General features: G+C 70.4%; 11 protein-coding genes. 2 read left to right on the forward strand and 9 right to left on the reverse strand.

The features are described from left to right. Nucleotides 1-211 precede the first annotated feature (211 nt). Nucleotides 212-982, reverse strand: coding sequence for a methyltransferase domain-containing protein (locus tag H4W80_RS18650; RefSeq protein ID WP_192786263.1), 771 nt, complete (start codon nt 980-982; stop codon nt 212-214). Between the two features lie 83 nt (nt 983-1065). On the opposite strand from H4W80_RS18650, the gene H4W80_RS18655 reads away from it, so the two are divergent. Together H4W80_RS18655 and H4W80_RS63635 are read left to right on the forward strand one after the other, a co-directional pair. Then, entirely contained in the window at nt 1066-4083 is a 3018-nt protein-coding gene (locus H4W80_RS18655; protein WP_192786264.1) for a DEAD/DEAH box helicase, read from the forward strand. Next, a complete protein-coding gene (locus tag H4W80_RS63635; protein WP_192786265.1) occupies nt 4083-4847 on the forward strand; it encodes an SWIM zinc finger family protein in 765 nt (254 codons plus the stop codon). Before H4W80_RS18655 ends, H4W80_RS63635 begins: the two co-directional genes overlap by 1 nt. A gap of 12 nt (nt 4848-4859) precedes the next feature. Here the strand turns inward: H4W80_RS63635 and H4W80_RS18665 are convergent, their stop codons facing one another. From H4W80_RS18665 to ctaD, 8 genes are all read right to left on the reverse strand, one after another. Further along, nucleotides 4860-5798, reverse strand: a complete 939-nt coding sequence (locus H4W80_RS18665) for a diacylglycerol/lipid kinase family protein (protein ID WP_192786266.1) — start codon at nt 5796-5798, stop codon at nt 4860-4862. 115 nt (nt 5799-5913) lie between these two features. Beyond that, entirely contained in the window at nt 5914-8658 is a 2745-nt protein-coding gene (locus tag H4W80_RS18670; protein WP_318786932.1) for an immune inhibitor A domain-containing protein, read from the reverse strand. A 146-nt stretch (nt 8659-8804) separates the two neighbouring features. Continuing rightward, on the reverse strand, nt 8805-9146 hold the full coding sequence (locus H4W80_RS18675) for a fumarate reductase subunit D (protein ID WP_192786267.1): 342 nt from the start codon (nt 9144-9146) through the stop codon (nt 8805-8807). Further along, complete coding sequence (locus H4W80_RS18680) at nt 9143-9526, reverse strand: succinate dehydrogenase/fumarate reductase transmembrane subunit (protein WP_192786268.1); 384 nt, start codon at nt 9524-9526, stop codon at nt 9143-9145. The genes H4W80_RS18675 and H4W80_RS18680 overlap by 4 nt, the downstream gene beginning before the upstream one ends. Then, nucleotides 9523-10245 (reverse strand): succinate dehydrogenase iron-sulfur subunit, encoded by a 723-nt coding sequence (gene sdhB / locus H4W80_RS18685; RefSeq protein WP_192786269.1) that lies wholly within the window; start codon nt 10243-10245, stop codon nt 9523-9525. The genes H4W80_RS18680 and sdhB overlap by 4 nt, the downstream gene beginning before the upstream one ends. Continuing rightward, the gene (frdA, locus tag H4W80_RS18690) at nt 10238-11971 is read right to left on the reverse strand and encodes a fumarate reductase (quinol) flavoprotein subunit (protein ID WP_192786270.1); all 1734 of its coding nucleotides are present in this window, start codon (nt 11969-11971) and stop codon (nt 10238-10240) included. Before frdA ends, sdhB begins: the two co-directional genes overlap by 8 nt. Before the next feature lie 4 nt (nt 11972-11975). Then, nucleotides 11976-12209 (reverse strand): hypothetical protein, encoded by a 234-nt coding sequence (locus H4W80_RS18695; RefSeq protein WP_192786271.1) that lies wholly within the window; start codon nt 12207-12209, stop codon nt 11976-11978. A 33-nt stretch (nt 12210-12242) separates the two neighbouring features. After that, nucleotides 12243-13958: an aa3-type cytochrome oxidase subunit I gene (gene ctaD / locus H4W80_RS18700; RefSeq protein ID WP_192786272.1), complete on the reverse strand. Its 1716-nt coding sequence runs from the start codon at nt 13956-13958 to the stop codon at nt 12243-12245. Nucleotides 13959-14155: the final 197 nt, after the last annotated feature.

The raw sequence follows: 14155 nt of genomic DNA on the forward strand, positions 1-14155 counted from the left end.
TCCGCTGAGGAAGGCGACTACCCAAACAAACGGCCTTCTATCACGCGCTTTTACCGCTTGACGACCTTGAGCAGGAATCCGAGGGCCGAAAGCACCGGGCCTTTCTGGACTTCGCACCAATTGTCCGGCTGCTTGGGCTTGCTCCACGGAGACGGGAGCTCGCACGAGGGAGCCTGCGGCTTGGGCCGCTCACACCACGATCCGGGAGGATTCATACCTCCATGCTAAGCCTTTCCTCACCTCTTGCGCAGATGAGGTGGACCAGCGCCGCCACCCTCCGGTACGGGTCGGTCCGGCCCGCGCGCTCCTCCGCCGCCAGGATGTCGTCGATGTCCTCGGGGACGGGGGCGCCGTCGGGCGCGGCGTCGCAGAACACCCGCACGCCGTACCACTGCCGCACCCCCAGCCCCTGTACGGCCAGCCGCCGCGTGAGCTCGTCGAGCCGGTCGGCCCTGGCCGGGACCCCGAGCCGGTTGACGTAGCCGGTGCCCTCGAACGCCCGCAGCGCCCCCGCCCAGTCGCCCATGAGCCCGCTCCGCATGGCGAGGGCGTCGCCGTTGCGCACGAGCAGCGAGAGCAGGCCGCGGGGCGCGAGGAGGCGGGCGAGGTCGGCGAGCAGCGGGTCGGGGTCGTCGAAGTACATCAGCACGCCGTGGCACAGGACGATGTCGAAACTCCCCGGCTCGAACAGCTCCCGCAGCCGCTCGGCCCCGGCCTGGACCGTCCGGATGCTCATGCCCGGCTGGATCCCGGCCTCCAGGATCCGGAGGAGGTCGCGGGAGGCGTCGAGGGCGGTGACGTGATGGCCCCTGGCGGCCATCCTGAGCGCCTGCGTGCCCTGGCCACAGCCCACGTCGAGGATGCGGCAGGGGGTCCTGGGGAGATGCTCGGCGAGCTGGCGGGTCACGAGGTCCTGCCGGACGACGTCCCGAAGCGCCCCCAACCGGGCCGCCCACCTGCCCTCTGCCCCTGAGAACCTCATGTGCAGGATCCTAGGCGGAACCGATCTTCCCCTCCGCGCGGGCCCCGGCCAGGAGGGCTCGCTCCGCGCGGTAGCCTGCCGGGGTGCTGGTACACGGGGTCTGGGCGGCCGGGGGGCTCGCCTTCTGGGCGGAGACCGCCGAGGCCGGCGACGCCTCCCCCGGGGTCACCGCCGCGAGGTCGCGAGCCGCCGGGGCGACCGGCGCGGTGCCCCAGGCGCCCGCCCCGCGCCGGCGGGCGGGGCCCGCGCCCCACCCGTTCGCCGCCCCCGCCTCCGAGGTCGCCGCCGTGCTCGGTCTCGACGACCCGCCGTCGCGGACGCTGGAGCTGCTCCTGCCGGGCTCGGCCAAGGAGCCGCTGCCCTCACCCGAGACCGGCCGGCTCTCGGAGACGACCCGGCCGCGGCTGCGCCTGTGGCAGGTGCCCGCCGTGGTGCCGCCCGCCTCGCAGGCCCTGCACGTGCTGGACGGGCACGCCGGCACCGCGACCATGCGCCACTGGGCCGCCGTGGCGGCCTTCGCCCGCGACCTCGTACGCCGGGGCCGCGTCATCCCGCAGCTCGTCCCCTTCTCCGCGGGCGGCGGTGAGCCCGAGGACTCCATGGCCATGTGGGCCGTGCCGGAGGCCGACGCGCGGGCGGTGTGGCGGCCGGTGGTGACCGGGGCCGACGCCGGATACTTCCGGGAGCTGGCCCTGGCCATGCCGCCCGCGTGCCGCACCTCCCGCGTCGAGCGGCCCTCCGCCGGCGTCCTGCTCGACGCCCTTGAGGCCTTCGCCGACGCGCTCGTCCGCCAGACCCTCACCGAGCCCCTGGTCGCCCGGCCCAGGACGCTCCACGAGCGCTGGCTGGCCGCCCTGACCGGCGCCGCGCCACAGTGCCCGGACGTGCCCGGGCTGCGCCTGGAGCTGGAGCGCTGGCGCGAGAGCGTCGCCTCGGCCGAGGGCGCGACCCGGGTGTGCTTCCGGCTGCTGGAGCCCGCCGGCACCGAGGACTGGCGGGTCGAGCTGGCGCTGCAGGCCGCCGACGACCCCAGCCTGTACGTCCCCGCGGCCCACGTCTGGAGCGGCGAGCGGGTGACGGGGCTGCCCGGCAGGCCGGAACGCGACCTGCTGGCCGGGCTGGGCCGGGCGGTCCGGCTCTACCCCGAGCTCGACCGCGCCCTGCGCGGGCCCACGCCGAGCGAGCTGGCGCTGGACACGGCCGGCGCGTTCGGGTTCCTGCGGCAGGCCGCGCCCCTGCTGCAGGCGGCCGGGTTCGGGGTGCAGCTGCCCCGCTGGGCCGGGCGTACGCGGCTGGGGCTGAAGCTGACCACCAGGGCCAAGGCGCAGACGGCGGCCACCGGGCAGGGGTTCGGCCTGCGGGAGCTGGTCGACTTCCGCGTCGACCTGGCGGTGGGCGACGAGACGATCAGCGAGGCGGAGCTGGCCGAGCTGGCCCGGCTGAAGGTGCCGCTGGTCCGGGTGCGCGGCCAGTGGGTGGAGCTGGACGACCGGCAGCTCAAGGCCGCGCTCAGGGCCGTGGAGGGCGCCCGTACGGGGGAGGCGAGCGCCGCCGACCTCCTGCGCCACGTGGTGCAGGAGGACGACGCCGAGCTGCCGCTGCTGGAGATCGACGCCGACGGCGTGCTCGGCGACCTGCTGTCCGGCCAGGCCGAGCGGCGGCTGACGCCCATCGCGACCCCCGCGGGGCTGGACGCCACGCTCAGGCCCTACCAGGAGCGCGGCCTGGCGTGGCTCAGCTTCCTGTCGGAGCTGGGCCTGGGCGGCGTCCTGGCCGACGACATGGGGCTGGGCAAGACGGTCACCACGCTGGCCCTGCTCGTCCACGAGCGGGCCGGCACGCCCACGCTGCTCGTCTGCCCGATGTCCCTGGTCGGCAACTGGCAGCGGGAGGCCGCCAGGTTCGCGCCCGGCCTGCGCGTCTACGTGCACCACGGCAGCGGGCGCGACGCGGCGCTGATCCCCGGCGCCGATCTGGTGATCACCACGTACGGCACCGCCCACCGCGACCTGGAGACGCTCAAGGGGCACGAGTGGCGCAGGGTCGTGTGCGACGAGGCCCAGGCGATCAAGAACAGCGGCACGCTCCAGGCCCAGGCCGTGCGCTCGATCCCCGCGGGCGGCCGGCTCGCCCTCACGGGCACCCCGGTCGAGAACCACCTGGCCGAGCTCTGGTCGATCATGGAGTTCGCCAACCCGGGGCTGCTGGGCCCGCGCTCGCGGTTCAGGACGCGCTTCCAGGAGCCCATCGAGGCCCGCCAGGACGAGCAGGCCGCGCGGGCGCTGAAGCGGGCGACGGGGCCGTTCATCCTGCGCCGCGTCAAGACCGACAAGTCGATCATCTCGGACCTGCCGGAGAAGCTGGAGGTCAAGGAGTGGTGCCCGCTCACCACGGAGCAGGCCACGCTCTACCAGGCGGTCGTGGACGACATGCTGGCCAGGATCGACGACAGCGAGGGCATCGAGCGGCGCGGCCTGGTGCTGGCGGCCATGGCCAAGCTGAAGCAGGTGTGCAACCACCCGGCCCACCTGCTAAAGGACGGCTCCCGGCTGGCGGGCCGCTCCGGCAAGCTCACGCGGCTGGAGCAGTTGGCCGAAGAGATCCTGGCCGAAGGCGAGAAGGCCCTGCTCTTCACCCAATACGCCGAGTTCGGCACCATGCTGCAGCCGTACCTCGCCCAGCGGCTCGACACCACGGTCCTGTGGCTGCACGGCGGCCTGCCGAAGAAGACCCGCGACCGCCTGGTCGACCGGTTCCAGAACGACGAGGAGCCGATGCTGTTCGTGCTGTCGCTCAAGGCGGCCGGGGTGGGGCTCAACCTGACCGCCGCCAACCACGTCGTCCACGTGGACCGCTGGTGGAACCCGGCCGTCGAGGACCAGGCCACCGACCGGGCGTTCCGCATCGGGCAGCGCAAGAACGTGCAGGTGCGCAAGCTCATCTGCGCCGGCACCCTCGAAGAGCGCGTCGACCAGATGATCGAGCGCAAGAAGGCCCTGGCCGAGCGGGTGGTGGGCACCGGGGAGGACTGGCTGACGGACCTGTCGACGGAGGAGCTGCGCGAGGTGTTCAGGCTCACGGCGGAGGGGGTGGGCGGATAGTGCCGGACTGGTTCGAGGCGACCGGGCCGATCAGGGTCGAGGGCGGCATCAGGGCCCGCACCCGGCGCGGCACCATCGGCTCCACGTGGTGGTCCAGGCGTTTCATCGACATCCTGGAGCGCGTCTGCGACAAGGGCCGGCTCTCGCGGGGCCGCGCCTACGCGCGCCAGGGGCAGGTCCTGTCGATCGACCTGTCCCCCGGCGAGGTCAGGGCCGCCGTCCAGGGCTCGCGGCGGGAGCCGTACGCGGTCGTGATCAGGATCGAGGCGTACGACGAGCGGCGCTGGGCCGTCATCGAGGAGTCGATCGCCGAGCAGGCCGTCCACCGGGCCAAGCTGCTGGCGGGAGAGATGCCGCCGGAGATCGAGGAGCTGTTCGCGGCGCTCGGGATCGACCTGTTCCCCCGCGACCTCGACATGGACTGCTCGTGCCCCGACTGGGGGTTCCCGTGCAAGCACCTGTCGGCGGTCCTCTACCTGCTGGCCGAGTCGTTCGACGACGACCCGTTCCTGGTGCTGGCCTGGCGCGGCCGGACCCGGGAGCAGCTGCTCGGCTCGCTGGCCGAGGACGCGCCCAGGCTGGAGGTGCGCGACGTGCCGTTCGCCGACCGGCTGGCCGACTTCTACGCGCCCGGCGCCACGGCGCACCGGCCCGAGCGCCGCCCCGCGGCCGCCGCCCCGGACCTGCTCCTGCGCGTCTTCCCGCCGCCCGCCGACCTGGCCCGCACGCTCACGCCGGCCTACCGGAGGCTCGCCGGCTCCTGAGACCCCTGGCGGTCAGCGGTCCTCGAAGGAGGAGGGCACCATCACGCGCACGCCGTTGGGGACCACGCGCAGCCGGATCGGGGTGCGCAGCCGCACCTCGCCGTCCACGTCGGCCGCCATCGGCGGGTCGGTCTCCAGCAGCATCTCGCGCCCCACCACGAACGGCCCGCCGGCCAGGCTGCGCCACCGCCCGGTGGTCGCCCTGATCAGGGTCTCGCCGAGCAGGCGCAGCTTCTTGCCCGAGCCGAGCTGGTAGGCCACCAGCATGCCGTTGTCGATGCTGATGTCCTTGGCCACCTGCCAGCCGCCGTGGAAGCGGCCGTTGGCGATGTTGAGCTGGTGGGTGAGCAGCTCGTGGCGCTGCCCCTCGACCGTGATGTACGCCCGGAACGGCGTGTGCCCCGGCAGGATCGTCAGGGCGGTCAGCGGGTAGGCCGGGCGCCCCACGATGCGCTTGAGCCACGGCTTGACCTTGCCCGCCACCTCGACGGACACCCCGAAGCTGGCCAGGTTGGCGAAGGGCCGGTCGTCGGCCATGCCCAGGTCGATGTCGGCCACCTTGCCCTCGGCGAACACCCTGATCGCCCCCGCCAGGTCGAGCGGCAGGCCGAGGCTGCGGGCGAAGTTGTTGGTGGTGCCCAGCGGGAGCACCCCGAGCGCCACGTCGCGGTGGGCCACGTGGCGCACGGCCGAGGAGAGCGTGCCGTCGCCGCCGCCCACGACGAGCAGATCGGGCTTGGTGGCCAGGGCCGAGTCGAGCAGCTCGCGCAGCCGCTTGGGGTTGTAGACCGACAGCTCCACCAGCGGCTCGAAGCCGAGGTTGTGGATCTGCTCGATCACCTCGAAGTAGTGGCGGCGGCCGCGGCGCGAGCGAGTGTTCACCACCACTGCCACCTTGCGATCTCTCCGGATCGCCTCGGTGTGCTCGTCTTTGGTGCGCAATTCGCTCATGGTCACCAATGGTAGGCGCAGACCGCGCCGCCTATGGCCGGACGCAGGAGGGCCGCCGGGATGCCCCGGCGGCCCTCTCGATCGTTGTTACTTCTCCAGCGTTACTTCTCCGGCGTCACTTCTTCGGCGGGACGACCTGGACGATGGCGCCCAGGTTGCCCGGCAGCGGGCTCACCAGCTTGAACTGAACGCCCAGCGCCTTGCCCTCGTCACCGGGGTTGCCGGTGCCGAGCACCGAGCCGGCGGCCACCTGGCCGTACAGCTCCGTGGCGGGGGTGCCGTCCTGGTGCACCACGCGAGTGCTGTACGTCTGGTCGCCCTTCGACGGCACGACCACCGAGGCGTCGGAGTCACGGTAGTAGAGACCGGTGCCGATCACCTCGAGGCCCGGGAACCAGGTCTTCGCGTCGGTGAAGGCCGGGACGCCCTTCTGCGCGGGCAGGTCCGTGCAGTACGCGCTGAACGGCTCGTCCGCCGCCTCCAGGCACTCCTTGAACGGGTACGTCTTGCCGAACCCGAACGCGGCGTTGGACGACTGGACGCGTCCCTGGAGGTTCTTCTGCAGCGTCGGGTCCTTCTCGGCCGCGGTCCCGGTGCGGCGCAGCGGGTCGAAGTGCGAGTCCACGACCAGCAGGCTGCCCTTCGGACCGAGGCTCGGCGGGAGCCGCAGGGTGCTGCCGACGTTGTTGTTGATGAACGTCGAGTCGCGGTACCACACCAGCAGGCCCGGCGCGTTGTACTTCAGCTTCTGCACCTTCCACGCCCCGTCGCGGGAGTAGTCGGTGTCGTAGGCGTACTGCAGGCCCTTGTCGAAGCCGTCGAAGTTGCGCCACTCGGCCAGGTAGAACCGGGAGATCTCGCGAGAGCCGTTGTTGCGGGTCCAGCCGGTGCCGCTGGTGTTGGTGAACGTGCCGCCGACGGCCTTCCACCCGTTGTCGCCGTTCTCGACGTCGTCGCTCCACACGGCCGTGCCGCCGTTGGTGAGCTGGAAGTCGTCGGCGTGCCAGCCGCGCTCCTGGAAGGCGGCGTCGGTGTTGTACGTCAGCCGCAGCTTGATCGTCTTCCCGGCGAACGGCGTCAGGTTGACGTAGTCGTGCCGCCAGCCACCGCTGTCACCGGTGAGGCCGTACTTCTTCTCGCCGAAGGCGTGCAGGTTCTTGTTCGGGTCCGGGTAGTCGTCGGGCGTGCTGACCTCGGTGCCGGCCTCGTCGAAGACCTTCTGCTGGGCCCAGGTCTGGCCGCCGTCGGTCGAGATCTCGACGAAGCCGAAGTCCCAGTCCTGCTCGATGACGTAGTTGTTCCACATCCAGAACTTGAGATCGGTCCCGGCGGGGACGGGCACGTCGCGGGTCACAGTGAGGTTGGCCCAGTCCTGGTCGAGACCGCTCCACCAGGCGTTCGCGCCGCTGTGGACGTCGATCATCTTGAGCGGCGTGGAGGCCAGGTTGACCCGGACGCCGTCCTCGGTGAGCTTGGGCGTGCGCGAGGACTGTCCGACCGTGACGAGCTTGGAGGCGTCGCCCGGGTTGAACGTCTTCGGGTTCGCCCAGCCGAGCACCCACTTGTCCCACAGGCCCATGTGCGACGGCATCGACTGGAAGATCGGGCCGGAGTGGGAGCCGCTGGACATCAGGTCCCAGAAGTCCACGGCCGAGCTGGCCTGGCCCGAGGTGTCGTACAGGTCGGGCAGGCCCAGGTCGTGGCCGTACTCGTGGGCGAAGACGCCGACGCCGGAGTCCTCGGGCTGCACGATGTAGTTGGAGATCTTCTTGTCGGTGCCGGGGATCTTGTAGCCGCCGGCGACCGCGCTGGAGTGCGCCCAGATCGCGTACGTGCCCTCGGCGCCGCCGTCGGAGGACTTGTCCTTGCCGGCGTGCACCAGCACCAGGTGGTCGATCACGCCGTCGGGCTCGTTGAAGTTGCCGTCACCGTCGGCGTCGGCGACGTCCTCGACGTCGTAGTCGGCCCACGGGAAGCTCGGCTGGGACTTGACCAGGCTGTCCACCACGTCGATGGGCAGCTGCTGGGCGCCGCGCGGGTTGCCGGGGTGGCCGGACATGTCCTGGGGAGGACCGCCGCAGGCCGCGGCGCCGTACCAGGCCTCGGAGTGCGGGACCTTGATCCAGCCGACCGCCGAGCCGGTGACGGAGTAGGCGCCCTTGGACATCTCCTCGTACATCTTCTTCATCGTGTAGCCGGAGATGTCGATGCCCGGCTTGCCGTCGCGCGGGTCCTTCAGGTCGGGGCGGACGCGCTCGGTGATGCCCTTGTCGGTGTAGAGCATCTTGTTGAAGTGCTCGGGGCTGAAGTCCTTGACCCAGAAGGAGTTGTTGTCCTTGTGCGGCAGCGTGGCCGGGTTGGGGATGTTGTTGTGCAGCGGCCCGTTCTTGAGCGTGCCGGGCGGCTCCACGACGCAGTCGTTGGGGTCGCTGTCGGTCGTGCGCAGCCGGTTGAAGCCCGAGAAGTCGTCGTTGGCCTGCTCGTTGAACTCGACGAGGATCGTCAGGAGCTTGGCCGTGCGGGTCTGCTTGGAGTTCTTGAAAATCCACTCAGCGGGATTGCGGCCAGTCCTGATGGCCTCGTTCTCGCGGGCGGCGAGAATGCGGCCGGCGGCCGGATTTCCACTGGTGAACTTGCGGTCGAACTTCTGTGCCGGACTGAGCGAGCGCTGGTTCTTGTCGTTGACCGACGGCTCCTGCGGGTCCTTCTCCACCGCCGGAGGCACGTAGTTGATGTAGTAGTCCGCCGCGGTGGGCTTGTAGTCGGCGACGGACGCCGCCTGAGCCGTGGGAGCGGACAGGGCGGCGCCGAGAAGGGCGACCGCCGGCAATGCTGCTAATAAGCGCTTCGTGCTGGGCACCAGGAACCCTCTCTGCCCGGGGTCGCCGGGCGCATGGCCATAGGGGTGTGCAATGCCGGACGCTAGAGGGTGTTTCAACGAAACGTAAAGTACGTTGTTGAAATGTGATCAAAGGGGGACATTTAGCGCAGCGTTGGCGTAAGGAATCAGAACAATACGAGCCCGGCCACGATCCCGCCCGCGACGGCGCCCCCGTAACAGATCAACGCGATGACCAGGTCGAATCTGGCGAGGCCGAGCAGTTCCTCGCTGGTGAACCTGATCCGGTGCGCGGCGTGGAAGAGGCACAGCACGGCGACCGCGAGCAGCGCGAGCCGTACCGGCACGGGGTCGAGCAGCGCGCCCAGCTGCTCGGGGGCGGGCCAGCCGACCACGCCGAGCGGCATGAGCACCCCGAAGAGCAGCACGAGCACCGGCAGCACCAGCGCCGCCACCACTCCCCCGCCGCTGAAGAGCAGCCACAGGTACGGCTCCAGGGTGCGTCTCATGGCGACCTCAGGACGAAGTAGGCGATGAGGAGGGAGATCGCCACCCAGGCCGAGTGGTTGCCGCCCTGGATCATCCAGGCGGGCACCCGCCAGCCGTCCAGGCGGACGACCGTGGCCTTGGGGGCGAGGTTGAGGAACGTGATCGTGTGGAAGACGGTCGCGGCCAGCGCGAGCACGTTGATCGCGATCATCCACGGCCGGGCGGCCAGCGCGGCGAACTCCTGGAGGGCGCCGCCGCGCAGCGCGTCGGCGAACATCAGCACGAAGACGATCGACCAGGCCACGAAGACGCTGGTCAGCTCGCGCAGCACGAACACCGCGCAGTGGCGGGTGCGGACGAACCAGAGGTTGTCGCGCGGCGGGCGGTAGGCGGTCGTCATCGCCTGCTCCACGGCAGGACCGAGCGCAGGGCGGCGGTCACCTTGTAGCGCTGGATGGCCTCGGCCGGGTCCACGTGCTTGGGGCAGACCCGCGTGCACTCCCCGACGAAGGTGCACCCCCAGACGGCGTCCTCCTGGTTGAGCACGTCGAACCGGTCGCCCATGTCGCGCGAGTCCAGGTTGTAGCGCTGGGCGAGCGCGATGGCGGCCGGGCCGAGGAAGTCGGGGTCGAGCACGTAGACGGGGCAGGCCGAGTAGCAGAGCAGGCAGTTGATGCACATGCTGTACTGCTTGTACGCCTCCAACTGCTCGGGCGTCTGGGCGTACTCGGCGCTCAGCGGCAGCTCCTCGCCCTCCCTGACCAGCCAGGGCCGCACGGACGACAGCTTGGCCAGGAACCCGTCGATGTCCACGACCAGGTCCCTGATGACCGGGAAGCCCTTCAGCGGCTCGATCCTGATCGGGCCCCCGCCGAACTCGGTGAGGAAGGTGCCGCAGGTCAGCCTGGGCTCGCCGTTGACCGTCATGCCGCACGAGCCGCACACGCCCATCCGGCACGACCAGCGGTAGGACAGGCTGCCGTCGAGCTGGTCCTTGATGTAGTTGAGGCCGTCGAGGACCGCCCAGTCGGCCACGAGCGGCACGTCGTACCCCTGGAACACCGGCTCCTCGTCCTGCCCGGGCCGGTACCGGGCCACCTCGACCCTGATGTCAGTCACGTCCGTACACCCTTTCTCCCGGAGGCCAGCGGGTGATCGTCACGGGCAGCAGCCCGACGGACGGGGTGCCGTCGGGCGCGCGGTGCACCAGCGAGTGCGCGAGGTAGGCGGCGTCGTCCCTGGCGGGGAAGTCGGTGCGCTGGTGCGCGCCGCGCGACTCCCGCCGGTTCAGCGCGCAGGCCACGATGGTCTGCGCGACCTCCAGCATGGTGTGCAGCTCCTGAAGGTTGATCAACTCGGTGTTGAACGCGGTGCTCGTGTCGTCGATGCGGACCTCCTCGGCGCGCTCGCGCAGCCCCGCGAGCGTGTCGGCGGCCTTGGTGAGCACGTCGCCCGCGCGGTAGATGCCGGCGGCCCCTTCGAGCGTGTGCTGCATCTCCTCCCGCAGGTCGGCGATGCGCTCACCGGTGCTGCTGCCCTCCCGGACGCGTTCCAACCGGCGCCGCTCGTCGTCCCCCTGGCTCCGCACGGCGGGCGGCTCGCCGTCCCGGTGCGACCTGGCGAACTCGGCGGCGGCGATCCCGGCCCGGCGGCCGAAGACCAGGCACTCCGGCAGCGAGTTGGAGCCGAGCCGGTTGGCGCCGTTGATGCTCACGCAGGCGGTCTCCCCCGCCGCGAACAGCCCCGCGACGGGGGTGGCGCCGTCGATGTCGGTGTGGACGCCGCCCATCATGTAGTGCACGACCGGGCGCACCGGGATGAGGTCGGTGGCCGGGTCGAGGTTCTGGTAGCTGCGGCACAGCTCGCGCACGAACGGGATGCGGGCGTCGATCTTGCCCTCGCCCAGGTGGCGCAAATCCAGGTAGACGACCGGGCCGTACGGGGTGTCCACCGTGCGGCCCTTCTGCTGCTCGTGGACGAACGCCTGGGAGAGCCGGTCGCGCGGGCCCAGCTCCATGCTGCGCAGCTTCGGGGTGGGCGTGGGCCTGCCGAGGTCGTAGTCCTGGAGGTAGCGGTAGCCGTCCTTGTTGATCAGCCAGCCGCCCTCGGCCCTGGCCGCCTCGGTGATGAGGATGCCGGTGAACGGCAGGCCCGTGGGGTGGTACTGGACGAACTCCATATCCTTCAGCGGCGCTCCCGCCCGGTAGGCCAGGGCCATGCCGTCGCCGGTCTTGATGGCGGCGTTGGTGGTGAAGGGGAAGACCCGGCCGCAGCCGCCGGTGGCCAGGATGACGGTCCTGGCGGCGATGGTCTCGATGCGGCCGGTCCTGATCTCGACGGCCACGACGCCGTGGACGCGGCCGTCGTCGACGACGAGCTTGGTGACGTACCACTCGTCATACCGCAACACGTCCTGATATTTCAGGGTTGTTTGGAACAAGGTGTGCAAGAGGTGAAAGCCCGTTTTGTCGGCCGCGTACCAGGTGCGCATCTTCTTCATGCCGCCGAACGGGCGGACCGCCACGCGCCCGTCGCCCTCCCGGCTCCATGGGCAGCCCCAGTGTTCGAGCTGGATCAGCTCCTGGGGGGCCTCGGCCACGAACGCCTCGACGGCGTCCTGGTCGCACAGCCAGTCACCGCCGGAGATCGTGTCGTAGCAGTGCTCGTCGAGCGTGTCGCCGAGGCCGATCACCCCGGCGGCGCCGCCCTCGGCGGAGACGGTGTGGCTGCGCATGGGATAGACCTTCGAGACGACCGCCACCTTCAAGGACGGGTCGCTCTCGGCAACCGCGACGGCCGCCCGCAGGCCCGCTCCGCCTCCTCCGACGATGAGCACGTCGATCATTACGTCACTTCCCGTGGTCGGGTTGTATCGGGTCCTTCACCCGTTTGCCGTCGTGCCGGATGGCGGACAGGTGGATGCTGCCGTCGTGGTACTCGTGCCGGATCCGGCGGCAGCCGCAGTCGAAGAACTGGTCACGGATCACCAGGCCGTAGCCGTCGTCGTCGACGAGGCGCTCACCGCCGGACGCCTTCCCGCAGGGGGCCGTCTCGGGGGTGAAGGGGATTCGCGTGCCTGACATCGCCGATCTCCCTAGATAGGCGAAATTTCATGATCAGTCGGGATTCTCCGGGCGGGGCTCGGCCTCGGAGGCCTCGTCGCGCTCACCCTCCTGCTCCCCCGCTGAGGGCAGCTCCGGCTGCTCGTGGGGGTAGTGCAGGTCGAAGGCGGGCCGCTCGGAGCGGATCGGGGGCATGCTGACGAAGTTGTGGCGCGGGGGCGGGCAACTGGTGGCCCATTCGAGGGAGTTGCCGTACCCCCACGGGTCGTCGAGGGTGACCTTGGGCGCGTACCTGGCCGTCTTCCAGACGTTGTAGAGGAACGGCAGCGTCGAGGCTCCGAGCAGGAACGCCCCGGCGGAGGAGATCTCGTTGAGCGCGGTGAAGCCGTCGCCCGGGCTGTAGTCGGCGTACCGGCGGGGCATGCCGAGCTGGCCGAGCCAGTGCTGCACCAGGAACGTGGTGTGGAAGCCGATGAACAGCGTCCAGAAGTGCAGCTTGCCGAGGCGGTCGTCGAGCATCCGGCCGGTCATCTTCGGCCACCAGAAGTAGAAGCCGGAGAACATGGCGAACACGACCGTGCCGAAGACGACGTAGTGGAAGTGCGCGACCACGAAGTAGGTGTCGCTGATGTGGAAGTCGAGCGGCGGCGAGGCCAGGATGACCCCGGTGAGCCCCCCGATCAGGAACGTCGCCAGGAAGCCGACCGCGAAGAGCATCGGCGTCTCGAAGCTCAGATGGCCCCGCCACATCGTGCCGATCCAGTTGAAGAACTTCACCCCGGTCGGCACCGCGATGAGGAACGTCATGAGCGAGAAGAACGGCAGCAGCACCTGGCCGGTGGGGAACATGTGGTGCGCCCAGACGGTCATCGACAGCCCGGCGATGGTGATCGTCGCGCCGACGAGCCCCAGGTAGCCGAACAGCGGCTTGCGGCTGAAGACCGGGATCACCTCGGAGATGATCCCGAAGAACGGCAGCGCGATGATGTAGACCTCGGGGTGGCCGAAGAACCAGAACAGGTGCTGCCAGAGCAGCGCGCCGCCGTTCTCGCTGTGGAAGACCTGCGTGCCCAGCTTGCGGTCCGACTCCAGCACGAGCAGCGCCGCGGCCAGCACGGGGAACGCCATCAGCACCATCATGCTGGTCAGCAGCACGTTCCAGGTGAACAGCGGCACCCGGAACATGATCATGCCGGGCGCCCGCATGCCGATGATCGTGGCGATGAAGTTGACCGAGCCGAGGATCGTGCCGAGACCCGACAGCGCCAGGCCCATGATCCACAGGTCGCCGCCGATCTGCGGCGAGTACAGCGCCGTCGACAGCGGCGTGTAGGCGAACCAGCCGAAGTCCGCCGCCCCGCCCGGGGTGAGGAACCCGGCCACCACCATCAGCCCGCCGAACAGGAACAGCCAGTACGCGACCGCGTTCAGCCGGGGGAAGGCCACGTCGGGCGCGCCGATCTGCAGCGGCATGACCACGTTCGCGAACCCGGCGAACAGCGGGGTGGCGAACAGCAGCAGCATCACCGTGCCGTGGATGGTGAAGAGCTGGTTGTACTGCTGCTGGGTGACCAGTTGCATGCCGGGGGAGACGAGCTCGGCCCTGATGATCATGGCCATGACGCCGGCCACGAGGAAGAACCCGAACGAGGTGATCAGGTAGAGATACCCGATGACCTTGTGGTCGGTCGTCGACAGCCAGGAGGCGATGACGGTCCCGGTGCGGCGGCGCCTGACCTGCTCGATCGAGGTCTCGCGAACAGTCGTCACGGCTGCTCCCTCCAGTGCGGAGTGCTACCTGCGACGGACCGCTGGACGCCGCCCGCCTCAGGCGCGATTCGGCTACCTGCGGCGGACCGCCGGACGCGGCCCACCATGGCCTGCCCCGATCTACCCATTCCACGTCAAGCAGCGCCGCTCGGGAAGGCGTTCTTTAACATTCGCGCCGGAAGGTTTGCCATGCGGGC

Origin of the sequence: Nonomuraea angiospora (genome assembly GCF_014873145.1) — a bacterium.
GTDB classification, from domain to species: domain Bacteria; phylum Actinomycetota; class Actinomycetes; order Streptosporangiales; family Streptosporangiaceae; genus Nonomuraea; species Nonomuraea angiospora.

Excerpts from the sequence above, each read along its gene's own strand:
- H4W80_RS18650 (WP_192786263.1), bottom strand. The coding sequence starts at position 982 with ATGAGGTTCTCAGGGGCAGAGGGCAGGTGGGCGGCCCGGTTGGGGGCG.
- H4W80_RS18665 (WP_192786266.1), bottom strand. The coding sequence starts at position 5,798 with ATGAGCGAATTGCGCACCAAAGACGAGCACACCGAGGCGATCCGGAGA.
- H4W80_RS18675 (WP_192786267.1), bottom strand. The coding sequence starts at position 9,146 with ATGAGACGCACCCTGGAGCCGTACCTGTGGCTGCTCTTCAGCGGCGGG.
- H4W80_RS18680 (WP_192786268.1), bottom strand. The coding sequence starts at position 9,526 with ATGACGACCGCCTACCGCCCGCCGCGCGACAACCTCTGGTTCGTCCGC.
- frdA (WP_192786270.1), bottom strand. The coding sequence starts at position 11,971 with ATGATCGACGTGCTCATCGTCGGAGGAGGCGGAGCGGGCCTGCGGGCG.
- H4W80_RS18695 (WP_192786271.1), bottom strand. The coding sequence starts at position 12,209 with ATGTCAGGCACGCGAATCCCCTTCACCCCCGAGACGGCCCCCTGCGGG.